This is a genomic window from Leisingera aquaemixtae (assembly GCF_019801145.1).
Classification (GTDB): domain Bacteria; phylum Pseudomonadota; class Alphaproteobacteria; order Rhodobacterales; family Rhodobacteraceae; genus Leisingera; species Leisingera aquaemixtae_A.
Map to the genome: position 1 here is coordinate 35,063 of NZ_JAHVJQ010000010.1, position 24,250 is coordinate 59,312.

Annotated in this window: 21 protein-coding genes; 6 read left to right on the top strand and 15 right to left on the bottom strand. The window is 66.3% G+C overall.

Going from position 1 to position 24,250, the window contains the following annotated elements; translation table 11 throughout:
* Positions 1-73 precede the first annotated feature (73 nt).
* The 4 genes from KUW17_RS19140 to KUW17_RS19155 are packed head-to-tail and all read left to right on the top strand — an operon-like array spanning position 74 to position 3,645.
* Positions 74-1,846, top strand: coding sequence for a cbb3-type cytochrome c oxidase subunit I (locus KUW17_RS19140; protein WP_222481909.1), 1,773 nt, complete (start codon positions 74-76; stop codon positions 1,844-1,846).
* Entirely contained in the window at positions 1,843-2,541 is a 699-nt protein-coding gene (locus KUW17_RS23480) for a heme-copper oxidase subunit III (protein ID WP_222481910.1), read from the top strand. Before KUW17_RS19140 ends, KUW17_RS23480 begins: the two co-directional genes overlap by 4 nt.
* A gap of 12 nt (positions 2,542-2,553) precedes the next feature.
* Positions 2,554-3,270: a heme-copper oxidase subunit III family protein gene (locus KUW17_RS19150; protein WP_222481911.1), complete on the top strand. Its 717-nt coding sequence runs from the start codon at positions 2,554-2,556 to the stop codon at positions 3,268-3,270.
* A 9-nt stretch (positions 3,271-3,279) separates the two neighbouring features.
* Positions 3,280-3,645: a cytochrome C oxidase subunit IV family protein gene (locus KUW17_RS19155; protein ID WP_222481912.1), complete on the top strand. Its 366-nt coding sequence runs from the start codon at positions 3,280-3,282 to the stop codon at positions 3,643-3,645.
* 33 nt (positions 3,646-3,678) lie between these two features.
* On the opposite strand, the gene KUW17_RS19160 is transcribed toward KUW17_RS19155, so the two are convergent.
* The gene (locus KUW17_RS19160; RefSeq protein WP_222481913.1) at positions 3,679-4,383 is read right to left on the bottom strand and encodes a CpXC domain-containing protein; all 705 of its coding nucleotides are present in this window, start codon (positions 4,381-4,383) and stop codon (positions 3,679-3,681) included.
* Positions 4,384-4,405: 22 nt separating this feature from the next.
* Positions 4,406-9,904, bottom strand: a complete 5,499-nt coding sequence (locus tag KUW17_RS19165; RefSeq protein WP_222481914.1) for a hypothetical protein — start codon at positions 9,902-9,904, stop codon at positions 4,406-4,408.
* 350 nt (positions 9,905-10,254) lie between these two features.
* On the opposite strand from KUW17_RS19165, the gene KUW17_RS19170 reads away from it, so the two are divergent.
* Complete coding sequence (locus KUW17_RS19170) at positions 10,255-10,605, top strand: META domain-containing protein (RefSeq protein ID WP_222481915.1); 351 nt, start codon at positions 10,255-10,257, stop codon at positions 10,603-10,605.
* A gap of 33 nt (positions 10,606-10,638) precedes the next feature.
* Here KUW17_RS19170 and KUW17_RS19175 read toward each other — a convergent pair whose 3' ends face one another.
* From KUW17_RS19175 to KUW17_RS19200, 6 genes are all read right to left on the bottom strand, one after another.
* A complete protein-coding gene (locus KUW17_RS19175; protein WP_222481916.1) occupies positions 10,639-11,400 on the bottom strand; it encodes a carbohydrate kinase family protein in 762 nt (253 codons plus the stop codon).
* A 113-nt stretch (positions 11,401-11,513) separates the two neighbouring features.
* On the bottom strand, positions 11,514-12,332 hold the full coding sequence (locus KUW17_RS19180) for a TonB family protein (RefSeq protein ID WP_222481917.1): 819 nt from the start codon (positions 12,330-12,332) through the stop codon (positions 11,514-11,516).
* Positions 12,329-12,712 carry an ExbD/TolR family protein gene (locus KUW17_RS19185; protein WP_222481918.1) on the bottom strand — a complete coding sequence of 128 codons (384 nt, stop codon included), beginning with the start codon at positions 12,710-12,712 and terminating at the stop codon, positions 12,329-12,331. The genes KUW17_RS19180 and KUW17_RS19185 overlap by 4 nt, the downstream gene beginning before the upstream one ends.
* A gap of 10 nt (positions 12,713-12,722) precedes the next feature.
* On the bottom strand, positions 12,723-13,100 hold the full coding sequence (locus KUW17_RS19190; RefSeq protein WP_222481919.1) for an ExbD/TolR family protein: 378 nt from the start codon (positions 13,098-13,100) through the stop codon (positions 12,723-12,725).
* A 4-nt stretch (positions 13,101-13,104) separates the two neighbouring features.
* Positions 13,105-14,022, bottom strand: coding sequence for a MotA/TolQ/ExbB proton channel family protein (locus KUW17_RS19195; RefSeq protein WP_222481920.1), 918 nt, complete (start codon positions 14,020-14,022; stop codon positions 13,105-13,107).
* 194 nt (positions 14,023-14,216) lie between these two features.
* Positions 14,217-14,510: a DUF2218 domain-containing protein gene (locus KUW17_RS19200; RefSeq protein WP_222481921.1), complete on the bottom strand. Its 294-nt coding sequence runs from the start codon at positions 14,508-14,510 to the stop codon at positions 14,217-14,219.
* A gap of 266 nt (positions 14,511-14,776) precedes the next feature.
* Here KUW17_RS19200 and KUW17_RS19205 point away from each other — a divergent pair, with 266 nt between their 5' ends.
* Positions 14,777-16,615, top strand: coding sequence for an ABC transporter ATP-binding protein (locus tag KUW17_RS19205; RefSeq protein ID WP_222481922.1), 1,839 nt, complete (start codon positions 14,777-14,779; stop codon positions 16,613-16,615).
* Between the two features lie 3 nt (positions 16,616-16,618).
* On the opposite strand, the gene KUW17_RS19210 is transcribed toward KUW17_RS19205, so the two are convergent.
* The 7 genes from KUW17_RS19210 to KUW17_RS19240 form a co-directional block, all read right to left on the bottom strand.
* The gene (locus KUW17_RS19210) at positions 16,619-16,909 is read right to left on the bottom strand and encodes a CcdB family protein (protein ID WP_222481923.1); all 291 of its coding nucleotides are present in this window, start codon (positions 16,907-16,909) and stop codon (positions 16,619-16,621) included.
* Positions 16,897-17,151, bottom strand: coding sequence for a type II toxin-antitoxin system CcdA family antitoxin (locus tag KUW17_RS19215; protein WP_222481924.1), 255 nt, complete (start codon positions 17,149-17,151; stop codon positions 16,897-16,899). The genes KUW17_RS19210 and KUW17_RS19215 overlap by 13 nt, the downstream gene beginning before the upstream one ends.
* Positions 17,152-17,262: 111 nt before the next feature.
* Complete coding sequence (locus KUW17_RS19220) at positions 17,263-18,102, bottom strand: sugar phosphate isomerase/epimerase family protein (RefSeq protein ID WP_222481925.1); 840 nt, start codon at positions 18,100-18,102, stop codon at positions 17,263-17,265.
* The gene (locus KUW17_RS19225; protein WP_222481926.1) at positions 18,099-19,421 is read right to left on the bottom strand and encodes a DUF6005 family protein; all 1,323 of its coding nucleotides are present in this window, start codon (positions 19,419-19,421) and stop codon (positions 18,099-18,101) included. Before KUW17_RS19225 ends, KUW17_RS19220 begins: the two co-directional genes overlap by 4 nt.
* Positions 19,418-20,650 carry an AMP-binding protein gene (locus KUW17_RS19230; protein WP_222481927.1) on the bottom strand — a complete coding sequence of 411 codons (1,233 nt, stop codon included), beginning with the start codon at positions 20,648-20,650 and terminating at the stop codon, positions 19,418-19,420. The genes KUW17_RS19225 and KUW17_RS19230 overlap by 4 nt, the downstream gene beginning before the upstream one ends.
* Positions 20,651-20,655: 5 nt before the next feature.
* On the bottom strand, positions 20,656-22,368 hold the full coding sequence (locus tag KUW17_RS19235; RefSeq protein ID WP_222481928.1) for an IucA/IucC family protein: 1,713 nt from the start codon (positions 22,366-22,368) through the stop codon (positions 20,656-20,658).
* Positions 22,355-24,124: an IucA/IucC family protein gene (locus KUW17_RS19240; RefSeq protein ID WP_222481929.1), complete on the bottom strand. Its 1,770-nt coding sequence runs from the start codon at positions 24,122-24,124 to the stop codon at positions 22,355-22,357. The genes KUW17_RS19235 and KUW17_RS19240 overlap by 14 nt, the downstream gene beginning before the upstream one ends.
* Positions 24,125-24,250: the final 126 nt, after the last annotated feature.

Below are 24,250 nucleotides of genomic sequence, written 5' to 3' on the forward strand. Positions count from 1 at the left end.
CCCCTTCTGCGGCCCTGATGGTCCGGCGCGCTGAATGCCGCCGGGGATGGAGGAAGCATTCAAGGAGGAAGGCATGGTAGACCGCGGTTCTGACGATCGGATGCAATTGCCGCCGCGCGAAGTTGCAGATGTGATGCCGCCCCATGCGCACAGCTGGATCGGCAGATACGTCTTCTCGCAGGACGCCAAGTACATCGCGCTCCAGTATTCCGGCACCGCGGTGGCGATCGGACTGGTGGCGCTGGTGCTGTCCTGGCTGATGCGGCTGCAGCTGGGCTTTCCCGGCACCTTCGACTTCATCACCGCCGAGGCCTATTACCAGTTCGTCACCATGCACGGGATGATCATGGTGATCTACCTGCTGACCGCGATCTTCCTCGGCGGCTTCGGCAACTACCTGATCCCGCTGATGGTCGGAGCCCGGGACATGGTGTTCCCCTTCGTCAACATGCTGAGCTACTGGGTCTATCTGCTGGCGGTGCTGGTGCTGGTTGCCAGCTTCTTTGTCCCCGGCGGACCGACCGGCGCGGGCTGGACGCTGTACCCGCCGCAGGCGGTGCTGTCGGGCACCCCGGGCGGCGCGCAGAGCGGCATCATCCTGATGCTGGTGTCGCTCATTCTGTTCATCATCGGCTTCACCATGGGCGGGCTGAACTATGCGGTGACCGTGCTGCAGGCCCGCACCCGCGGCATGACGATGATGCGGCTGCCGCTGACGGTCTGGGGCATCTTCACCGCCACGGTGATGGCGCTGCTGGCGTTCCCGGCGCTGTTTGTCGCCTGCGTGATGATGCTGTTCGACCGGCTGCTGGGCACCTCTTTCTTCATGCCGGCGCTGGTGGAGCTGGGCGAAAAGCTGAGCTACGGCGGCGGCAGCCCGATCGCCTTCCAGCATCTGTTCTGGTTCTTCGGCCACCCCGAGGTCTATATCGTGGCGCTGCCCGCCTTCGGCATCGTTTCCGACCTGATCGCGGTGCACGCGCGCAAGAACATCTTCGGCTACCGGATGATGGTCTGGGCCATCGTCATCATCGGCGCGCTGAGCTTCATCGTCTGGGCGCACCACATGTATGTCTCCGGCATGCACCCGTGGTTCGGCTTCTTCTTTGCCACCACCACCCTGATCATCGCCATCCCGACCGCGATCAAGGTCTATAACTGGGTGCTGACCTTGTGGCAGGGCGACATCCATCTGACCCTGCCGATGCTGTTTGCGCTGGGGTTCATCGTGACCTTCGTGAACGGCGGGCTTACGGGCCTGTTCCTTGGCAATGTGGTGGTCGATGTGCCGCTTTCCGACACCATGTTCGTGGTGGCGCATTTCCACATGGTGATGGGGGTGGCGCCGATCATGGTGATTTTCGGCGCCGTCTACCACTGGTATCCCAAGATCACCGGCCGGATGCTGAACGAAGCGATGGGCCAGATCCATTTCTGGGTCACCTTCATCGGCGCCTATGCGGTGTTCTTTCCGATGCATTACGTCGGCCTGGTCGGGGTGCCGCGCCGGTATTTCGAGATCGGCGAGCCGGAGTTCCTGACCGCGCCGGTGGATGGCTTGAACGCCTTCATCTCCTCTGCCGCGCTGATTGTCGGGGCGGTGCAGGTGCTGTTCCTGTTCAACCTCTACTGGAGTCTGCGCCGCGGCCGCGAGGCGGGCGGCAACCCGTGGCGGGCGGCCTCGCTGGAGTGGCAGACGCCCGAGACCCCGCCGCGGCACGGCAATTGGGACGCGCTGCCCGATGTCTACCGCTGGGCCTATGACTACAGCGTGCCGGGCGCGCCCGAGGATTACATTGCCCAGACCGATCCCTGGGTCTCAGACGGGGAGGACAGGCGGCTGTGACGGTCATCCTTGCCTTCCTGGCGCTGGTCGCCCTGGCTGCCGGCCTGTGGCTGTCGCAGCAGCGGCTGGCCTCCAAGCCCTGGCTGGAAACCGGCATCGCGCCGCTGGCGGGCCACGGCCCGGGCCGGGCGCCCGGGTTTGTCTTTATCGTGGCCTTCCTGGCGGTGGCCGGCGGGCTGTTTGCGATGCTGGGCAGCGCCTTTGTCATGCAGATCGAGGAGACCCCCTGGGCGCTGGTGCCGCTGCCCGGCCGGGTCTGGATGAACACCGCGCTGCTGCTGCTGGCCAGCGTCTGCCTGCAGTTCGTGGTAATCGCGGCGCGGGCGGGCACCGCGCGCTGGCTGCGCGCCAGCCTGATCGCCGCCAGCATTGCCACGCTGGCCTTTCTGGCGGGCCAGGTGCAGGTGTGGGTGACGCTGGCCGCGGGCGGCTACCGGCTGGACGGCGCCCCGGCGGCGAGCTTTTTCTATCTGATCACCGGCCTGCACGGGCTGCATCTGCTGGGCGGCATCATCGCGCTGGCAGCGGTCTGCCTGCGCCATGCCGGGGCCGGGGATGCCAGGGCGCTGCTGCCGGGCGTCCGGGCCTGCGCGCTGTACTGGCACGTGCTGCTGGCGTTCTGGCTGATGCTGTTTGCGCTGCTGCAGGGCTGGGGCAACGCGTTTCTAGCGCTGTGCCGCGCTGCCGTGAGTTAGGGGGATTCAGACATGGAGAGTAAATTCCAAGGCCAGGACCAGACCCTGCTGCAGCAGGGCTACAGCGGCTTTGCCGCCGACTGGGGGTCCGATCAGCGGGTGTTCAAGCGGGTGTCCTGGGGCAAGGCGATGATGTGGATCCTGCTGCTGAGCGACACCTTTGTCTTTGCCTGTTTCCTGGTCGCCTATATGACCGCGCGCAGCTCAACCACCGCGGAGTGGCCGAACGCAAGCGAAGTGTTTGCCCTGCACATCGGCGGCCACAACTTTCCGCTGCTGCTGATTGCGATCATGACCTTTGTGCTGATCTCCTCCTCGGGCACCATGGCGATGGCGGTCAACAGCGCCTACCGCAAGGCCCGCACCCCGACCGCGCTGCTGATGCTGGCAACCGCGGCGCTGGGGGCGGGTTTTGTCGGCATGCAGGCCTTTGAATGGACCAAGCTGATTTCCGAAGGCGTCCGGCCCTGGGAGAACCCCTGGGGCGCGGAGCAGTTCGGGGCCAGTTTCTTCATGATCACCGGCTTTCACGGAACCCATGTCACGATCGGGGTCATATTCCTGGTGATTATCGCCAGGAAGGTCTGGCGCGGCGATTTCGACCGCGACCAGCGCAGCTGGCTGTCGGCCGGCAACGGCGATTATGAAGGCGTCGAGATCATGGGGCTCTACTGGCACTTCGTCGACCTGGTCTGGGTCTTCATCTTTGCCTTCTTCTATTTGTGGTAGGGGGACGGAATGGCACATTCATCACGTACCGCTGACGCGCAGGCCGGGACCGCCGTGCAGGACCATGGCGGCCAGCAGCATCCGATCAAGCTTTACCTGCTGGTGTGGGGGCTGCTGTTCGTGCTGAGCGCGGCGTCGTATTTCGTCGATTATGCCGGGCTGCAGGGGGTTCTGCGGTGGAGCCTCATTCTCATCTTCATGGTGCTGAAAGCGGGGCTGATCACCGCTGTGTTCATGCATATGGCCTGGGAGCGGCTGGCGCTGAGCTATGCGATCCTGCTGCCGCCGCTGGCGCTGATCGGCCTGCTGGTGATCCTGCTGATCGAATCCGATTACACCGCAGCCACCCGCGTCATCGAGCTTGGCGCCCGCTAGCGTTTTCCGGCCCCGCGGGCCGCGCCGGAGCGTTCAGCCCGGGTGGCGGCCTTCGCCCATGTAAAGCTTCTGCATGTCGACGAAACAGCCGTTCTCCAGGCGGTTGCGGACCGCCGCCCAGCCGTCCGGGTTGCCCTGGATGGCGCGGTACAGCTCTGTCGGGACGGTCATGTATTCGATGTATTTCTCCGACGCGGTCTCCAGCCAGGCAAAGACATAGCCGTCGGCCTCCTCATCCGTGTCGACCAGCCGCAGTTCGATGCCTTCGGCCATCGGCACCGATTCCACGCTGCGCAGGATGTGCAGCTTCATCATTTCGACGATGGCGTCATCGAGGCCCAGCTGCCTGACCAGGAGTTTCTCCCGCACCGCAGGCCAGCCGAAGGTCAGGCGCACCGCCAGGCCGCTGCCGACGTCGCGGGCCGCTGCCGGGGCCTGCGCCCCGTAGCTGGTATCGAACAGGGCCTTGGCCTCGTCCTCCAGCTCCAGGTGGTCGCGCAGGCGGCTGGCAGGCATTGCCGCGATCCACTGGCCGTGGCCGGCATCAAGGTAGTTGAACTGCGGCTGCAGCCGGAAGCTTTCGCCGCAGGCGCTGCATTCGGTGTCCTGGAACCGGTCTTCCAGGATGTCTTCGCGCAGGTCGGGGCGGCGGTCGGCGTTCACGCTGCCCACGGCCATCATGGTCACCGGCGCCTCGCAGTGCGGGCAGACCAGGTTGACGGGGTGAAATAGGGACATCGGTCAGCAGCCTTTCAATGGGTCAGAGTTTCGACAGCCAGCCAACGGCCGGGTGGTTCGGCTTCAGCTTGCCCGAGTGGTAGGCGGCATAAAGCTCCGAGAACCATTCGCCGGGCGCCCGGAACTGGTAGCCCGTGATCCCCTTGGGCCGCTCGCTGAGCAGGTAGGAGTACCAGGTCTTCGGGTAGCTTTCCTGGTAGACCACCCCGCCGATCGCCAGCTTCTTGGCGGTGGCCATGCTGGACCAGGGCTGGGCCGGTTCCGAAGCCATGTCGACAAAAGCCTCCATCTGGATGCGGCGGCTTTCCCATTCCTCGTCGGTGCAGGTTTCATCTTCCGGCCTGGGCGGCACATGGGCGCTGGTGTTATGCGCCATGTATTCGATGACATACGTCTTGTCGTAGGTGAACTTCTTGGCGATCTTTTCGGCGATGCCGGAAATTTCCATGCCGTGTTCGGTCCAGCCGCCGAATTCCTTCTTCTTGCCGTTGCTGTCCATGAACCCGTGCTTGTCGTCGACCGCATGGCCGACCTCGTGCAGGGTGTTCCAGTTGAAGAACGTGATCGGCTCTTCATTGGCTGGTTTGCATTTCTCCAGCTCGGCGCGTTCTTCCGGGGTGGCGGCATCGTCGAGGCTGCCGACCGCGTCGTCGCTGCCGAAGGCATAGTTCGGAGAGACCCCGGCGTCGCCTTCGTGCATCACGATCCGCTTTTCGTTGCCCTGGTACATCGAGCCGCCCTTGTCGGCCTCGTTGATGGCGAACTTTTGCAGCGAGTCGTTGTTCAGCGTGTGGTCCAGCGGCAGGTCCTGCATCGCCTTGTAGAAGGCGACGATGTTCGGCCCCTTCAGGTTGGCGTCCGCAATCTGCGAGGCGGGTGCCAGGTTCTCGTTGTTGAAGTTCTTGATATCGCAGCCGAAACGCGCCTTGAACGCGACCTTGACCACGGCGCGCTGCGCCTCCGGTTCCAGGTTGTCGATCATCGCGTCCAGTTCATCGGTGCCGTTGGGCCGCGACAGGATTTCCTTGATGTCCGCCTCCTTGGGTGGATTGTTGGCGCGCATCTCCGCCATCACAAAGGCGCTGGTGCCGATGGCGCGGGCCTCTTCCAGCAGCTTGATACCCTCGCCCGGCTTCTTGCCGGCCACGGCGGCTGCGGCATCGGCCAGCTTCTTGCGCATGGTGTCGATGCTGGGCTTGATGGCGTAGCGGTGCTCGTGTTTTTCCAGCACTGCCAGGCGCGGCTCGACCTCCGGCTTGGCGCGCAGCTCCTTGTACTGCTTGTGCTGCTCCGCCATTTCCAGCGCGGTCTTGGTCTGGGCGATGGCGGCTTCGATATCGGCGCTGACCTTGGCGTAGTTCTGGCCGCCCTTGGCAGCGGTTTCGGCACCGTCCAGCAGCTTTGCGGCCGCGTCCGTCTCATCCTTCACATAGGCCGCCTCAGCGTGGCCGGTGACCGGCGGCAGGGAGGCGCGGGCGCGGGCGATTTCCTGCGCGATGAAGGCATATTGCGAGATCACCTCATTGGCAGTGTTGCAGGCCTCCAGCGCTGCCTTGAGATGGCCCTTGGCGGTCTTGGCGTCCAGCCCGTCCTTCTGGCAGTTCTCAATCTCGGTATTGGCGGTGTCCAGATGGGTCTTGGCGACGTCGGCGTTCTCGCGGCTGCTTACTGCCTTGATCGACAGTTTCGCCGCCTGCACCTGCGGCCACCAGGGGGCGCTGTCCTCGTCGCCGCCGATGGCGGAGTTCACCGCTTCGAGGATACCGTGGGTATTGGCGGAGCTGATCGCCTCCTCGGCGGATTTGGTGACCTCCTCGGCCATGGTCTTGGCGGTGGCGTAGTCGCTGGGGGCCAGCTTGACCAGGTTGTCGTATTTCGCGGTCAGCCGGGTAAGCTGGGCCTGGATCGCATCGGCGTGCTTGTGGCTCCTGGCCTCGGCCAGCTTGGCCTCGGCAGCGGCGCGGGCGGGCTCGTAGTCGGACGAGCCCTTGACCGATTTCAGCAGCGCCTTGGCGTCCTCGGCGATCTTTTTCAGCAGCTTGGTCGCCTGGGTGTAGTCGTTGTCGGCCAGATCGGTCCGCGCGGCGTCGAGCTTGGCGGCAGCCAGCCGGTCGGACAGCGCCTTGATCCGGTCCTTGGTGGCATCGTTGTTTTCCGGCGCCAGCGCGTCCACCGCCGCCTGGGCATCGGTCAGCGCCGGGGTGTAGAGGGCTTCTGCCGCCAGCAGCCGCTGGCAGGCCAGCAATTTCTGATAGGCCTTCTCGAACATCGGCCGGGCGAGGGGATAGGTGTGGGCGGCCAGAACCGCCTTGTATTTGGCGAAATCCGCATCCGCCCGGGCGATCAGATGCCGGCCGGCTTCCTTGCCCGCCCCGACCAGCGGCGGGCGCAGGTTGTTGAAGAAGGGATCCTCCCAGCCCAGCACTGTCTTGACCATTTTGATGTCCGCATCGGTGGCCTTCTCCCAGCCCGCGGCGGCCTTGGCCTTGGCCGCGGCGGCCTTGAAATCGCGGGCGTTCTGCTTGGCGGTGCTTTCGTCCAGCAGCGCCTGGACTTCGGTCTTGCGGTGGGTCAGCTGGGTTTCGACATCGCCGCCTTCGGTGGTGATCTTGGTGATGATCGCGGTGGCCCTGGTGCGGTCCGCCTTGATAGCCTTGAACAGTTCGCCGTCGGCGCGGGCCTGTTCCGTGATCTTGCGGGCGGCGGCGAGCTTGGCCTCGGCGCCCTTGTAGTCATAGCCTTCCGGCTTGATCAAATCGTCGGCTTCGCCGCTCAGCTTGTTGGCGTCGTCGATATGCGGCTGCAGGCAATTGGCATCGTTCAGCGGCGCCAGCGCGGCAATCTGCGCCGCCAGCGAGGCCTTCAGCTCGCCGTAGGCGCGGTGCTGGTGGATCAGCACCATCGCCATCTTCAGGTTCGAGATGGCGCTGTCCAGATGCGCCCTTGCATCGTCGTATTTCTTGGCCGTCTTGGCTTTTTCGGCCTCTGCCGCGGGCAATTGCGCCTTGGCGATCAGCGCAGTGAAATCATTGCCGGTATCGGCCGCGACCACCTTGTCGCGGATATCGGTGAAAACCTTGAAGGCGGGCTCCCACTTCTTTTTCAGATCGTCGAGCGCCTTGGTGTCGGTCATCCCGTCGAGCTCCACCGCGGCCTCCGCCGCGGCCTTGGCGCTGTCCACCCGTTTCTCGGCGTCCGCCAGGCAGGTATTGGCGGTGGTGAAGTCCAGTTTTAGCGCGGCTGCCGCGGCCTCGGCCATCAGGGCCTTGGCATCTTCCAGCATGGTTGCCGCCTGCGGCACGTTCTTCAGCGGGTCAATTTTGCCCTGAACCGCCACGCGCTTTTCCTTGTAGGCTTTGCAGGCGTCCGCCTGGGCGGTGGCGGCGGGCCAATCGCCCTGGGTGGCGTCCAGCAGGGTCAGGGCGGTGGAGTATTTGTGCAGCACCGCTTCCGCCTTGGCCGAGGCAAGGTCGGCCTCCATCTTGAGGATGATCACCTGGATGCCGGAGGCGCCGTCGTGGTCCTTGAACTCCTTCAGCTTGGCCTCGAAAGCGGTGAGCTTGGGGCCGTACTGCTGAACAACCGGGATTTCCTTTTCGATGAAGGGCCGCACGTTCCAGAACTTGTCCAGCTTCTTGAGCGACTCGGTGTAATCCTTGGACGTGGCCACGTCTGAATCGGTGTAATAGCCGTTGGCCTCGTCCAGCTTGTCCTTGAGCAGGTTCTTGACTGCGGCGGCAAGCCCGGCCCAGCTGTCGACCCAGGTCTTGGCATTCGGGCGCTCGGTTTCATAGCGTTTGCGCCGCGCCCGCACCTTGGCGGTTTTTTCATGGACCTTGGCGATCTCGTCCAGCTTCTGGATGCCGTCCTTGAACTTCTTGGCGGCCTTGTCCTGCTGGGCAGCGTCGTAGAGCCGCTCCATCTCGCGCGCGGCGTCGTCCACCGCCGGGTCGCCGACGCTGACGCCGCGGGCGGCATCGGCCAGCGCCTTGCGGTCGGGGTCGAGCGCCATGAAATGCGCGAATTCATCGGCCAGGACTTCGGCCTTGGCAATCTCCGTCTCGGCCGCGGTCAAGTCCGCGGTGGCGGTTTTCAGGTCGTGCGCCTTGGCCTTGTCCACCGCGGCGGTGCGCAAGCCCTTGATGCGGGTGATCTCGGGCGCGATCTCGGGTGCCGCGGCCTTGGGGTGGCTGGTCAGCGGCACCATCCGCAGATCGAAGATCTCCAGCGCCTTCTGGAACGCGGTCTTGGACTGGGTGTCGGCGGCAACCGCCTTTTCCAGCGCGTCCAGCGCCTTTTCGCCGGCATCCAGCTTGGCGCCGCTGGCATCCTCGGGCTTGGCCTTGGCCTGCGCGGCCAGCGCCGCGACCTTGTCGAGCGCGGCCTTCCACTTGTCCGGGGTCTGGCTGACCGCTTCCGGCACCATGGTGTTGTAGGTCTTGACCGGCCCGTCCTTCAGCGCCTTGAGCGCGGCCTCGATCTGGGCGATCTGTTCGTCGACGGTGGCGTCCCCGGTCTCGCTGCCAGTGTCGCCGGAGGGCGGCGCGGCCTGTTCCGGTGCCTTGGCCGGGGCCTCTGGCTTGGCGGTTGTGGCGGTGTCGCCGTCGCCCGCTGCCGCCGCCGTGGCGGCTGCCGGGGCCTCCCCGCCGCCGGAGTCCGCGGCGGCCTGGCGGGCCTTGGAAATCGCCTGCGCCAGCGGGCCGACCGCCTTGAGCGCGCCCTCGTAATCCGGCGGGCTGGCGGCGACGCGGGCCTTGATCTGGGTCCAGACGGTTTCGATCTTCTGCGACTGCGCGGTCTTCAGTGCCAGCACCTCGTCGATCAGCGGCTCCAGCTTGGCCGCTGCCTGCTGCCACTTGCCTTCCAGCAGGCTCAGCCGCTTGGCGCGGGCGGCGGCGTCCTGGGCGGCGGTTTTCATCTCTTCAGAAAGCTTGGCGACATGCTCCAGCGCGGCGGCAAAGCCGCTGCCTTCGGCCTTGGCCTGGATCGCCTTCCACAGCGCCTCTGCCTTGGAGAGGTCGATGCCGGCGATGTCCCGGAGCTTGGCCATGTTGGCCTCGACCTTGGCGGCGGTGGTTTTCCACTTGGCCTCTGCCGGATCCGGTTCGGCGGAAGGGGCGGCCGGCGCCTCAGCCGGCGCTTCGGTGGCGGTGTCGCCGCTGGCGGCCGGGGCGGCCTGGGGGACGTCCTCTGCCGTTTCATCTTCGTCATCGGCCTCCGACTCGACGACATTGCCGGAGGGGTCGAGAATGAGGATCTTGTATTTGAGCCCGACCACCATGAACATCTTCTTGGCCTTGCGGGCCATGCCGGGCACGATCTTGCCCTCGACCGACATCGACAGTTCCTTGCCGTCCAGCTTCAGAGTGCCGAAGGTGAACTGCGGGGTTTCGCCATCGGATTTCGCCTGCTTGCCCAGCACCTTGGCAGCCTTGGTCTTGTGGGTGAGGAAGACCGAATTCTCGATCTTCTTGCCAAAACACAACCCAAAGGACAGCTCGCGCTTGCGGGCGATTGCCATCTGTTGCTTGATTTCTTTTGCAGCGGATCCGTCAAGAGGCATGGGGCAGCTCCCGGAACTGAAAAACTATTTAAAACCAGTGCATTAATATTGCACATCTACAAGGGTCGCATGGAAGCCGGAGTCCAGCAAGATTTTTTTCTTGTCAATCGCCGCAGGCTTGGCAGACTTGATCGCGATGTGCATCGAGGTGAGACGATGATGGTTTTCCACCCGGCCGCAGCCGCCAGATGAACGGGCCGCGCCTTGCCCGTGCCGCAGTTTTTGCGGCCGTTGCAGGGGGATGCGCCGGGCTGGCCGTGTGGTCTTTTGCCTCTGACAGCGGCACCGGACACAGCGGAGGAAGTCCCATGAGCGCAACCACTGCAGCAGACCTCGACGGCGCCTGGATCGTGCAGAAGGCCAGCGGCGCGGGGCTGGAGAAGGCCGCAGGCCTGCGGTTCGATTTCGACGGCGGCACGCTGTACGGCTCCAGCCCGTGCCGCAGCTTCACCACCACCTTCGGGCCGGGTCTGGAGAACCTGATGCTGTCGCCGTTCCAGATCGGCGGCGGGCTGTGCGACGAAGAGACGATGATCGCCGAGCGGGAGTTCCTGGAGCAGATGCGCCTGGTCAACCGCATGGAGGTGACCGGGGACGGCGAGCTGGTGATGTACAATTTCAAGGAGCCGCTGCTGTGGGCCCGGCGGCTGGAGGAATGAGGCCGCGGCCGCAGCAGCCGGTCGCGGGCGGGGTCAGCCAGGCAGTTCGCTGCGCCAGGGCGGATTGGCGCCGCTGCGCGATACGGTAACGGCCGCCGCCGCCGCGGCAAACCGCAGCGCCGAGGCCCCCTTGGCCCCCGTTGTCAGCAGCACGGCGGCAGGCCCCATCGCCTGGATCCGGGCCAGCCTGCCGCGCAGTGCGCCGCCGCCCGGCTGCAGCCAGTCGAGATCGTCCATGGAGAGTTTCACAATGTCGCTGAGCGCAAGCATGCGCTGCAGCCGGGCGCGGTAGCGGGCCTCATCGGTGATGAAGCCGGGGCGAATGTTGGGGTCGAGCATCACCAGCCGGTTGCCGCGGGCGCGCTGCAGCAGCGCCTCGTAGGCCTCTGCCGCCGGTTCGCAGGCCAGGGAAATGCCGCCGAAGAACAGCGCCGCCGTCTCCGGGCCGGGATCAGCCAGGTTCTGCGGCGCCAGCATCCTGCCGGCGGTGTTCTCGTCATAGAAGGCATAGCGCGCCTCGCCCTGGTCCAGCGTCACAAAGGCCAGTGTGGTGGGGCGGGGGCTGATGGCGCAGGGGGCGGCGCTGACGTTGCTGGCCTGCAGAGCCTGCAAGAGCTGCCGGCCGAACAGGTCGGAGGACAGGCCGGTTGCCAAGGCGCAGGGCACGCCGAGGCGGCCAAGCGCAATTGCGGTGTTGAACACCGCGCCGCCGGGGCAGGGGGCGAAACAGGCGCTGCCGTCCGCCGCTGCGGCGGGGATCATGTCGATCAGCGCTTCGCCGCAGCACAGGATCATCCGGGGCGGCCTGCGGCCTGGCGCTGTCTGCAGGATGTCTGGTTCATCGGGGCCTCCTGCCGCCATCAAACAGTCTGCGGCCTGCGGCTGCAAGAGCGCGGCAGCAGGCCCGCCTAACGGGTGAAGCTGACCGGCAGGCTGAGCCTGATCCGGCTGGCCGCAAGCTGTTTGGGGGCGGCGGGAAACCGGCCGGCCCGGGCGACGGCGGCGAGGGCGGCCTGGTCGAAGACGGTACTCCCTGAGGATTTGGCGATGCGGTGGTCCAGCAGGCGGCCGTCGCGGGCAACGGTGAGGCGCAGCACCACCCGGGCCTGGCCGCGGGCGCCGGAGGGGTAGCGCTTGCGCCGTTCGATGCGGGCGCGGATCTTGTTGCCCCAGACGTTGCGCAGCTTGGCCTCCCGGCCCGGATTGGCGGTGGCGGTCTGCGCGCCGCCGGATTGGCCCGCCTCGGCGCCGCCGCCAGCGCCTGCGGCGCGCTGGCCCGCCTGGCCTGCCGCGTTGCGGGTGGAGTTGGCCTTGGGCGGCGGTGTCTCTTGCGGTTTGGCCTGCGATTCCGGTTTCGGCTCCGGCGTGCGTTTTGGCGGCGGCGGCGGGGCGGTGTCTGCCTGCACCGGCTGGGCTGCGGCGGGCTGGGTGAGCGGCGCCAGCAGTGCGGCACGCTGCGCCCGGGCCAGCTCAAACTGGGGCAGGGCAGGGGGCTGGACCTGCGGCAAGGGGTCTGCATTCCGGGTCTCGATCTGCGGGGTCTCGGGCGGTGTCTGCCAGGCCTCGGCCATGCGGGCGACCTCGGCGCTGGCAGGCTGGAGCGAGACCAGCGCGTCGCCGCCCGCACCGCTGGATTGCGCGCCGGTTTCGGGCGCGGTGGCAAAGAGCGCGATGTGGATGAGGCCCGCGAGGCCCGCAAAGACGGTGAATTCGGCGGCACGTTTCATCGGCGTTGCACCACCAGTTCGGCGCGGGTGAGGCCCGCCTCCGCCAGCTGGCGCAGGATGCGGGCGAGGGTCTTGGCCTCCAGCCGCGTGTCGGCGCGCAGTTGCACGTTGGGGTGGCCTCTGCTGGCGGTAGCGAGGCGGGTGAGGGCGGCCTCGCCCTCGGCCCCATCGAAATGCATCCGGCCATCGGCGCTGATGTAGAGCACCGGCTGGGCCTCTGGCGCGGCCTCGGAGGCGGCCTCGGGCGGGGTCACGTCAAACGGGCCGGGCTGCGCCAGGCGCGAGGTCATCAGGAAGAAGATCAACAGCAGGAACACCACGTTGATCATCGGCACGATGGATTCGGCGCGGGGGCGGCGGGGCGGGTCGCTCAGGTCCATCGCTGCCCCCTCATTCCACCAGCACGACGTTGCTGAGGCCCGCCTGCTGCAGCAGTGCGGTCACGTCTGTGATGCGCTGCAGGCTGGTGCCGTCGCGCCCGCGCAGGATCAGCATGTCGGCGGGGGATTTCATCAAGGGGGCCAGCGCCTGGGCGAGGTTGCTGTCCGCCACCGGCACGCCGTTCACATCCAGGTTGCCGGGACCCACGCCAATGAGGCGCGGGGGACCGTCGTAGGTGCCGCCCTGCCCGGCCAGCGGCAGTTGCAGCACCGTGTCCATGCCAAAGCGGGAGGCCAGCATGAAGAACACCAAGAGCAGGAACACCACGTCGATCATCGGCGTCAGGCTGGGCTTGCGCCGGGGGCGCGGGGCGGGGGCGAGTTGCATGGGGTTACTCGGCGGCCAGCGCCAACTGGTCGGGCTGCCGTGCGACGAAGATGCGGGTGGCGCTGTCCTCCAGGTCGCGGCGGATGCGGTAGATCACGGCCTCAAACCAGGTCAGCGCGGCGGAGGCGGGGATCGCCACCGCCATGCCGGCTGCGGTGGTCAGCAGCGCCTCCCAGATGCCGCCGGCCAGCAGCGCCGGGTCGGCCTTGGAGCCTGCGGCCTGCAGCGCCTGGAAGGCGGCGATCATGCCCAGAACGGTGCCAAGGAGGCCCAAGAGGGGCGCGATGGTGGCAATCAGCTCCAGCGCGCCGAGGCCGGTGGCGGCGCTGGCCAGATGCAGTTTGGCGACCCGTGCGGTCTCTTCGCGGGCGCGGTCCTCTGGCAGGCTGGCGGTTGCGGTGAGGGCGGCAGTCACCACCTTGGAGCGCACGCCGATGCGGGTCTGCACGATGGCAAGCGCGGCGGCGCGGTCGCCGCGTTCAAAGGCGGCGACGGCATCGGCGGCCTTCCCGCGGGACCAGGCGCCGACGAGGGCCAGCCGCCAGATCTTCCACAGGATCAGCGCCAGGGTGATCACCGACAGCGCGGCAATGGCCCAGATCGAGGGGCCGCCGTCGCGCAGGAATTTCAGCGCCTTTGCGGAGGCGTCAGTGGCCACCTGCGCCAGTTCCGGCTGCGCGCCGGGCAGCTCCGTGGCGGGTTGCGGGGCAGGCGAGGCTGCAGGGTCCGCGGCCAGGGTATCTGCGTCTGACGGAAGGGCAGGGGCCGGGGTAAGAGGGGCTGAAGGCTCTGGCGCTGTTTCGGCGGCGGCAGGCGTGTCCGCGCTGATGGCGGGCACCGGCATAGCCGGGGTGTCCTGGGCCGCAGCAAAAGAGGCCATGAGCAGAAGGGCAACCGCCGCCGCGGGCAAACGAAGGGTCATGGACCGGTCTCCAGCCAGATGCGCCGCCAGGCTGCGGCTGCAGGGTTTGGGGGGATGGCTGGGCGGCCCCGGAGGGAGCGGGGTGCCTTGCTGCAGGCGTTTCAGGGAAAACGCGGGGCAACGGGTAGGAAAACCTACTCGTTTTGTCAAGAATTCGGCGCGGAATCGCAGGACAGGCGCCGGTGCGGGGAGGATCAGGCGGCGGCTGACTGCCAGTCCATCGTCTCGAACTCCTCGCGGAAAGCAAAACGGGCGAGGTGGCTGTCGATGATCCGGCGGGCTTCGGCGAGGTCTGCGGCATCGGGCGCTGTAACCTCGGCGGTCAGGACGCCATCGGTGGCGTAAAGCGTGGCGGGCCCCATTCCCAGCGCTACGGTGCCGTGGGTGGCGTCGAATTCCACCGCCACCTTGTGCGCGAAATGCATGCAGAGCTGCTGCAGGTATTTTGAAGCATTTGGAGTCTCGAAACGGCCTTGATCTGTGAGCACGGTATAATCCTTAGTATTTTTGTAAGATTGCGGCACTCTAGCGTGTCGCCGCCGCGCCGCAAGGGGGAAACAGGCGCGGCTTTTGCAGTCCGGGGGCGATTTTCGCTGCTGACAAGCAGCGCCGGGATGCCTACAAGGGCCAGGCTGCGGTGCAGGCAGGATCCGCGCCCTTGCCCAAGGACGGCCCGGATAAAGGGCCCAAGGGCGGGCGGAGACGGCGACCCACATCTCAAGCGGTTCCATGAAAATCCTTGAGAGGCCTCCAAATGTTCCGGGCTTTTGAAACCCTTGTCGATCCCTTTGCATCTGCTGTTCAGGCGCCGCCGCGGGCCACGTTGCGGGCCTATCTGGCGCAGCAGTTGGCGCCCTACCGTAAATGGCTGCCCTTGATGTTTGCCACCGGCGTCGCAACCGCGCTGATGGAGAGCGGGCTGATCTTCTATTCCGGCCGGGTCGTTGACTTGATGGCAGAGACCGGCGCGGGAGCGTTCTGGGCCCAGCATGGGACAGAGATGCTGCTGGCGCTGTTCTGCGTGCTGATTGTGCGGCCGTCGCTGGTGGGGCTCAATCACCTGCTCTTGGAGCAGACGCTGTCGTCGAACCTGCAGGAGCAGGTGCGCTGGCAGGCGCACAGGCATCTGCTGGGGCAGTCGGCGGGGTTCTTTCAGAACGATTTTGCCGGTCGGCTGAGCAACCGGGTGATGCAGATGGGGCCTGCGGTGCAGGACAGCGTGCATATGCTGTTCGAGGCGGTGCTGTTTGCCGTCACATACATGATCGGTGCGGTGGTGGTGCTGACGCAGATCGACTGGCGGCTGGCGGTGCCCCTGGTGGCCTGGGTCGGGCTTTATGGGCTTTATGTGCGGCACACCGCGCTGAATGTGGCGGCGACGGCAGAGAAATGGTCCGACGCGCGCTCTGCCGCGACCGGGCGGATTGTCGATGCTTATGGCAATATCGAGACGGTGAAGCTGTTTGCCCGCGACGGGCAGGAACAGGCCTATGCGCTGTCGGCGCTGCGGCGGCTGCGGACGCGGTATCAGCGGTTTTTGCGGATGATGACGCGGCTGGCGTTTGGCAGCATTGCCATCAACGGCGTGCTGATCCTGATTGTGGTTGCGCCTGCGATCTGGCTGTGGATGCGCGGGGCGGTCAGCGTCGGAGAGGTGGCGGCGGTCTCGGCCCTGACAATCCGGCTGAACGGGATGAGCGGCTGGATCCTGTGGGTGACGATCCGGCTGTTTGAGAACATGGGTGTGATCCGCGAGGGGCTGCGGTCCTTGTCGGCGGAACATGAGGTGACGGATGCGCCGGCGGCAACGCCCTTAGAGGTGCACCGCGCCGAGGTGCGGATCGAGGGTCTGCGGCACCATTACGGCAACACGGCTGGCGGGGTGAACGGCATTGATCTGCATATCCCGGCGGGCCAGCGGGTGGGCATTGCCGGGCCGTCGGGGGCGGGGAAATCCACCCTGATCAACCTGCTCTTGCGGTTCCGCGACCCGGAGGGCGGGCGCATCTTGATCGACGGGCAGGACATTCGCGGGGTGACGCAGGAGAGCCTGCGCAGCCGGATCGGGGTGGTGACGCAGAATACCTCGCTCATTCATCGCTCGGTGCGGGCCAATATCTTGTACGGCAACCCCGGTGCGACGGAGGCAGAGATGATTGCCGCCGCCAAACGCGCCGAGGCGCATGAGTTCATCATGGGGCTGCGCGACCACGCGGGGCGAACCGGCTATGACGCCCATGTGGGGGAACGCGGCGTGGCGCTGTCGGGCGGCCAGCGGCAGCGGATCGCAATTGCGCGGGTGGTGGTGAGGAACGCGCCGATCCTGATCCTGGACGAGGCGACCTCGGCGCTGGACAGCGCGGTGGAGGAAGCGATCCAGAAGACCTTGCTGGATGTGATGCAGGGCAAGACGGTGATTGCGATTGCTCACCGGCTGTCGACGATTGCGCAGATGGACCGGATTGTGGTGCTGCAGGAGGGCAAAGTTGCCGAGGATGGCAGCCATGCGGAGCTGCTGGCGCGGCAGGGGGTCTATGCCGGGCTGTGGCAGCGCCAGGCCGGGACGGCAGATCGGGTTGCGGAGGCGGTGTGAGGGCTAGACGCCAGCCATCAGCACATCCACTGCACGGGTGATCAGGTCGCCCTGATCCGCAACAGAGCCGGTGCGGCGCAGGCTGGCGCGGCGCACCGCCGCGATCAGCCGGGTTGCCAGGATCAGGCGCTGGGTGTTGTGCGTGATTTCCGGGTTCAGGTGCCTCACGGCGGGGTAGCTTGGCAGCAACGGGATGACAACGACGGATGGGTCGGGCGGCAGCAGATCGCTTTCGATCACGACCATGGAGATACCGTTGTATTCCGCGACATCGAAGCGGGTCAGTCCTTCCACGAGGTTGCCCCCGGCGCGGTCATGATGTCAGCCAGCGGGTGGCCGTGCTGCTCGTGCCAGTCGGATTGCGCGGCAAAGGCATCCGCGTTTTCTTTCAGCCACTGCTTGCGCCGTGCCTCGGCAACGGCCTGCACCAGCGCGGTCTCGGCCACTGCGGAGACGTTGATTCCGAGATCCTTGGCGCGGTCCAGCGCCTGAGCATCCAGCGTCAGGGAGGTCTTGCGTTTGGTGGTGGCGGTCATGGGCATATGCTCCAGTGATATACCGCCAATATATACCGCCTGATGATATTTCGCAAATTTCGGTGCGCGTGGCTGGGCGCACCGGGGGCTGCTGCAGGGCAGGGGCGCTTATCAAACCGCTTCGGCAGTCTCGGGCGCCTCTTGCCGGGATCGGGCGCGAATCTGGGAAATATCGGCTTTTAGGGTCTGGAAAACCGCATCTCCAAACCATTCCAGGGAGGCCTCGCAAGACGGGTCCCGGGCCATTTCTGCCAGCAGCGGGCCATAGTCATAGGCGCCCTGGAACAGCGGCACCATGCCGTCGCGGCTGCCTGCGGCGCTGTAGACGTTGGCGGGGGCAAAGACTTCCAGCCGGTCGCGGGCGGAGACGTTTTTCAGGTGGTAGTGTGCGATGCGGGGCAGCAGGATGCGGCGGGCCTCCACCGGGTCGTCGCCGCCTTCCCAGACGTGCAGCGCGTCGAAGTTGATGGCGAGCGCGTCGTGGTCCGTGGCGTCGATCAGGCCGCAGGTTGCGGCGAGCGTGTCGGCCAGGGTGCCGGGATGGGTTTCCACCAAGAGGCGCAGCCCGTGATCCGCGGTGATGATGCAGGCCTCGCGCAGGGCGCGGGTGGTCTGGCGGCGCTCGTCCGGGGTAGCCTCGGCACTGGACTGCTGGCCCGCGAAGGTGCGCATTTTGCCCGCGCCCCAGGTGCGGGCCTGGGCGCAGAGCGCCAGGGTGCGGCTGCGCAGCAGCTCCGGGTCATGCAGGGGCAGGTAGTCGCTGATCATCGGCACCGACAGGCCTTGCGCGGCCATCCACTGGGCATTGTGAATGGCCAGCGGCGATTGATTGCGGGCGTGCACGCCCCACAGCTCAATCCCCTGGAACCCGTTGTCGCGGGCCCAGAAGGCGATGTCCTTTAGCCCGATCAGCTGATGGCGGAAGGAAATGGTGCAAAGCGAGATTTTCATGCCGGAACCTCCAGATTTTGCGTTTGTCCCTGTGCAGGGACGGGCTGGTGGCTGGCCGGAATGCTCGACTGGGCTGGCAGGTTGATGGCGCACCAGTCCTGAAACTGGGTATGAAGCGCCGCTTTGATGGTGAATTCGAGCTGGTCCAGCGCATCCAGCGCCGCGAACAGGTCGGGGATCATGGCGCGGTCGCCTGTATGGGCGATGCGGGCGGCCAGGAAATGCAGGCTGCGGAACCCCTCGCAGAGCGCCTCCACCCGGTCGCATTCGGCGTCAAAAGGTTCAAATGGCGTGTCCAGCTCCTGCCAGAAGAAGGCAAAGGCGTGCTCATAGGCGTATTTGCGCAAGGAGAGCACCGGCATTTCCCGCACCGCGCGGCCCAAGTCCGCCAGCGCCAGCGGCCGGGCGGGGTCGCAGTGGTAGCTGAAGATCCGCCGCAGGGCGGAGGTCAGCAGGTTGTCATCAGCGCGGAAGGTTTCAGTGAAATAGGCAGCCAGATCCTGTGGCTGCGGCGCCTGTGCATTGCCGCTGTTCAGGATGTATCCGCCCGCCACCGTGGGCTGGGCCATCGCGTTCAGGATGGTTTCGCGCGGCAGGTCGCCGCGCCAGCGGTAGTCCGGGTCATAGAGGTGCCAGAGGTCCGGGTCGTCGGTCAGCTCAATGATGACGTAATGCGGGAAGGGGTTCTGGTTGTATTTGTTCTCGCGCTCCGGCAGGTGGAACATGTCGAGGAAGACCACCAGCTGCTCGTCATCGGATTTGGTTGAGAGCAGCTGTTCGAAGCGGATCAGGTTCTGCTCCTTGCTCTGGCCGTGGTCGTACCATTCGCGCACCGGGATGCTGTAGAGCCGCTCGGCCCAAGCTGCGAAATGGTCCTGGGTGATTTCCTCGCTGTGGTAGGCGAGCTGCATCGAAGGCGTCACCGCAAAGCTGCTGTCCCAAGTGCCGAAATAGAACGGGCGGAAGTTCAGATGCTCATGCCGCCTGATCGCGGCGCAGAGGCAGCTGACAAAGCAATGCACTGTGATTTCGCTGGGGGCGGGGGCGGGGGCGGTGTCTGCCTGCGGCGCGGGGTCTTCGCCCAGCAGCATCCGGATCAGCCCGTCGACGGTGGTGAAATCGCTCTTGGACAGCTCGCGCTCGGGCATCTCGATGCCATGATCGGTTTCCAGATGCAGCATCAGGTTGATCAGGATCACCGAGTCGATGTGCAGGTCGTCGTTCAGCACGGCCTGTGCACTGAAGTTCTGCATATGCGGGTTGGCAAGCGGGCCGGAGAGGGTCTGGCGGATGGCCTCGAGGATATGGTCGTAGGTCATGCGTCTGCAGTCTCCGGTGTGAATTTTGCGGCGATCTCGCGGCGGCTGATCTTGCCGTTGGCCTGGCGTGGCAGGGCGGGCAGATGCCGGATCAGGGCGGGCTGCTGGTAGCCGGCAAGCGCTGCGCGGCAGGCCTGGCGGATGCTGTCCTCGGATGCGGTGCCCGAGTAAAGCAGGCCCGCGCGGGCGCCGGAATGCGGGTTGGGCAGGCGGAAGGCGACGGCGTCGCTGACGCCGGGCAGAGCCATCACGGTTTTCTCGATGTCCTGCGGATAGACGTTGAGGCCTGCGACGTTGATCATGTCATCGGCCCGGGCGGTGAAGACCAGCATGCCGCTGTCATTGAGGCGGCCGAGGTCGCCGGTGTCGATCGTCTGCCCCGCGATGGTGATGCGGATTGCGTCCGGGGTGCCGGTCCGGCCTGCGGTCAGGCTCACATGCGGCAGCGGCTGGCCGACGTCATAGGGGTTTTGCAGGTCTTGATTGATGGCGACGCAGCCTGCCTCCGAACAGCCGTACTGCTGGAACAGATAGGTTGTGCGGGCGCGGATCAGCTGGAACCAGGCCTCTGGCAGGACGGTGCCGGAGGTATTGGCAGCGTAGAGCCTTTGCTCCGCAGGCAGGAGGCGGGCCAGCGTGTGCAGCATCGCGGGCGAGGTGTAGAGCAGCGGCTGATCCGTCTCGCGCAGGCGGCGCAGGATGTATTTCGGGTTCAGGCTGTCAAGCACCACCGGCACATGGCCCCGGTGCAGCGCCACGAACACGCCGGCAATAAGCCCGTAGGAATGGGTGACGGGGCAGGCGATCACCGGCGTCATCGCGGCGCTGGCGGTGAAGAAGGCGGCGTAGCTTTCGACCTCTGCCGCGATCTCTGCCCAGGTGCGGGTGATCACCTTGGCGGCGCCTGTGGTGCCAGAGCTCATTTGCACCAGCACGCCGCCGCGCGGGGCAGTGCCTGTTTGCGGCAGGGCAGTCTGCTTCAGCCCGTCGCTGAGCATCACGTCGCAGCCCGCGGCCTGCGCCATTTCGCGGGCGGTTTCCGGCGGGAGGCTCGCGTGGATCGGGAAGACGCCCGCGTTCTGGGCGCGCAGGTACAGCAGCGCCGAGAGCGCGGCGCCGGCGTTCTGCATGTGCAGGCCGTAGCGGTGCGCGGCGGGCTCCGTCAGCACACGGTCTAGCCGCGCGGCGAGGTCTGAGGGGGCGATGGGGGTATCGTTCAGAACAAACATGTCTGTCATCCTTTTCCGGTGGCCAAGGCGTTGGCGATCAGGTGGCCATGCTGCGGCCTGTCAGGGTCTATCTTGCGGGAAATCAGGCTTTCGGCGCGGATCTGCGGGGTGAAGGGCGCGAAGGCGGCCTGGCGCTGCTGCAGGCCGTGTTCGGCGGTGTAGCGGTCCAGACGGGTGCGGACGCGGCGCCAGAATTCAGTTTCTGCAAAACCATAGTGGCGTTGCAGGAGGTCGGAGAGGTCGGCAAGATTGAAGACAAACAGCGTGTCCATCACCAGCCAGCGCAGTTCTTCGGCGCTGGACATGCGGTGGAATTTGTCCGGCGGCGCATCCTTGTAGACCGAGTCGATCTGCGCGAGGTCCGGGCAGAGGCCGGGGCGCGACAGCAGCTCCGGCACGTATTCCAGGCTTTCGTGGAAATCGCGGGCGATGAGGCCCGCGGGCCAGCCGTTTTCGTGCTGCAGGATCAGGTTCTGTCCATGCGCCTCCAGCCCGATGCCGTGGGCCACCATCAGGTGCCAGATGGGAAGCACCGCAGCCTCTATCAGCCGGGCGAGCCAGGCGTCCAGGCCGTGGGTTTCGATCCAGGGGGCAATCAGCGGCGTGCCGCCGGGTTCAGTCAGGGCGAGGCCGTTGAAGGGCATCATGCTGTTTGCGAGCAGGCCGATGGATTCCGGGCTTTGCCGCCAGATCGCGGCCAGGTGCCCGTCGAGCGCGGTGCCGCGGCCGGCGGTGATGGCGGCGTATTCCGGCAGGATCGTCAGCGGGTAGCGGCTGGTGAACAGCGGGTCGCTGTCCAGCACCTGCGCCAGCCAGTTGGAGATCGCCGGGGCGACGGCAACCGACTCTGGCGCGAGGGTGCGCAGCGAGGAGGTGTTGCGCATCGCCATCGCGGTTTTCACATGGGCGCGGGAGGGGTCTGCGGCACTCATCAGGGTGCGGATTGACTGAGTGGCGCGGTAAGGCGCGCCGATGGGGCCGATCTCTGCCAGCTGGCCGGCGCTGCGCCATTTGTTGAACAGCGGGTCATCCTGAAGTTTGGCGTGCTGCCAAGGGTGCAGGGGCAGAAGCTGGAAGGCGCCGGGCGGGGTGCACTGTTTCTCCACCAGCACGGTGAAGCGCTGCCATTCTTCGCGGCCCAGTTCGTGTTCCCAGAAATCTTTGTGCGGCATTTCCTGCTGCAACAGGGACTGGTGGAACAGCACGCCCATCAGGCGGAAGGTCTGGCCGTTTTCCGGCCCGTAGGCGAAGTGGTCGGTGTCCGAGAACCCGCTGCGGGCCTTGTAGCAGGGGTGATACGGATGGCCCTCCTGCAGGGTGGTTTCAAGGGCAGAGATGCCCAAACGGTGCCGCCGAGTTGCGGCGGGGATATGCAGCGCGGTCAGATCGCTGAGGTGCTCGGTGTGCTTAAGGTCGGCGTGCAGGATGTCGAGCGCGCTGGAAGGCTCCGCCACTGCCGCCAGCACATCCGCGGTGGTGGCGGGGCGCCATCTGGAGTTGTCATGGACCTCGATGCTGCCCTCCTGCAGCCGGTAGCGGCCAAAGGCGCCGCGGCGGCCGCGGGCGCGGAATTGGGCCTGCCGGAAGGACCAGCTGACGGTTTGGCTGCGGTCCAGTTGCAGCGATGCGGCCCAGCCCTCGCACAGGAGCGCCTCGCACAGCTGGCGCAGGACGCGGGGGGCGGATGTTGCGCGGGTTAAGGGCTCATGCAGGGACATCGGCACGCTCCTGCACTTGCTTCGGCTGCACCGCGGCGATGGGGTTGGGCATCTGCAGGAACAGCCCCTCCTGCGCTTGCGTTTCCAGCTCATCCACGTTGCGGGCGCGGGTCAGCAGGTTGGCCTTGGCGCTGAGCGCCGGTGAGGTCAGAAGGTAGCGGGCAAAATCTGCCCCGGCGCCGCTAAGGCGGCTGGCGGCAGAGGTCAGGCGGCGGCGCAGCTGCAGCAGCAGCGCGGGTTCCGCCGCCAGTCCGTCGCAGCCCAGGCGGCGGATCACCGCGAAGATCTGGTTGACCACCAGGTAATAGGCCATCCGCTCGTTGATATGGGCGCGCGGGTAGACCAGTGCGGGCTGCTCGGTCAGCGAGGGCTCCAGCGCGCTGAGGCGGGGCAGGGCGTCCTCGGTGATGAAATAGCCCTGGTTGTCGCGGTAGTAGCCGCAGGATGGCAGGCCGGTGCTGAGGTCCAGGAGGCTGTTCTGCTGGTGCGCCTCCAGTGCGATGCCGTGGCAGTCATAGAGGTCCAGCACCGGGTCGAGCAAGCAGTCAAGGTAGGCCTCGAACCAAAGGCGGGCGGTCTCTGCCGGGGCTTCGCCGCGCTGTGCCGCCAGCCGTTTGATGAGGCTGGTCAGGAGCGCGCTGCGGCCCGGAAGCGGATCGGCGGTGAGGGCGGCGAGGTTGTAGATACCGTTGCCCGCCGCGCCCATAAAGGGGTTGTCTCGCAAGATCACCTCAAACCCGCTTTCGCGGCGGCCAGGCAGGGACAGGGTCAGATAGGCCGGGTCGCTGATGATGCGGAAACGGGGGCTGTCGGCGTCCAGATGGTTCAGCAGCCGCGCCATCAAGACGCCGGTTTCCAGCTCATTGTGCTTGGTCACGCGCAGGGAATTGGTGAGCCGCACCGGGACCGAGAATTTCAGCATCCAGGGGCAATCGGGCGCGAAGAGCGTGCGCATGGAGGAAGTGGCGGCGAAGGCGCAACCGCCCTCCCCCAGATCGCGCAGGCGGCGGGAGGCTAGCAGCGCCTGCACGCCTGGGTCGAGCCGCAGCATCTGCGCCTGCAGCGGGTGGGTCGGGATTAGCACCTCATCGGGACGCAGCCGGAAGGCGCCGTCGAGGCCGGGGATCTGGCGGAGCAGATCGGAAGCTGTGCCTCGCGCGGCGCCTTGCGATACGAGGCTTTTGTCGGCGGCAAAGAAGGTGAGGCGGAATTTATTAGCATATTCAGGCGCATAGGCTGCTTGCTGCCAGGGCGTCAGCCCGTCGCGGCTTTTGGGCGTGGGGTGCAGCCAGTGGCCGTAGGAGAGCGCCTGCTCTGCCGCCAGGAAGCTGCCGGGCTCGGCCGTGTTCGCGTGGCGGCGCAGGATATTCTCGATCTCGGCATTACTGTTGAAGAGGCCGCGCAGGAATTCCGGCAGATTGCCCGCATCACGGCTGTTCAGCCGAACGAAGCAGTCCTGCGCAATCAGGGTCAGGACTTGAACCGCCGGCGCCGCCTGCCAGCTGGTGGAGCCGTCAAAGAGGATTTGCGCAGGGCCGAAACGGTGGGGGCCGGCCTCCGAGAAATAGGCGATCTGGACCCGCAGCCGGGCGGGAATGTGGCTGAGCGGCAATTCAACCGCATCGCGGCTGCCGGTCAGGATGGCGCTGCCGGGGGTAATTTCGCGCAGGTAGGTGTTGAGCAGCGCCTGCAGCGAGGCGGTTTGCGCTGCAGCTGCGGCGCAGGGGCCGGGCTGGTGAGGGGGCTGAAAGCTCATCGCGGGCCTCCCGGCAGGGAGGGGGAAGGGGCGGGGTGCATGGTGCAAACGGGTCCCGTAGCCGTGCCGCGGCGCGCGCGGCAGGCGCCGGCGCGGTGCCGGGCCAGCGGGCGGGCCGGGTCAGAT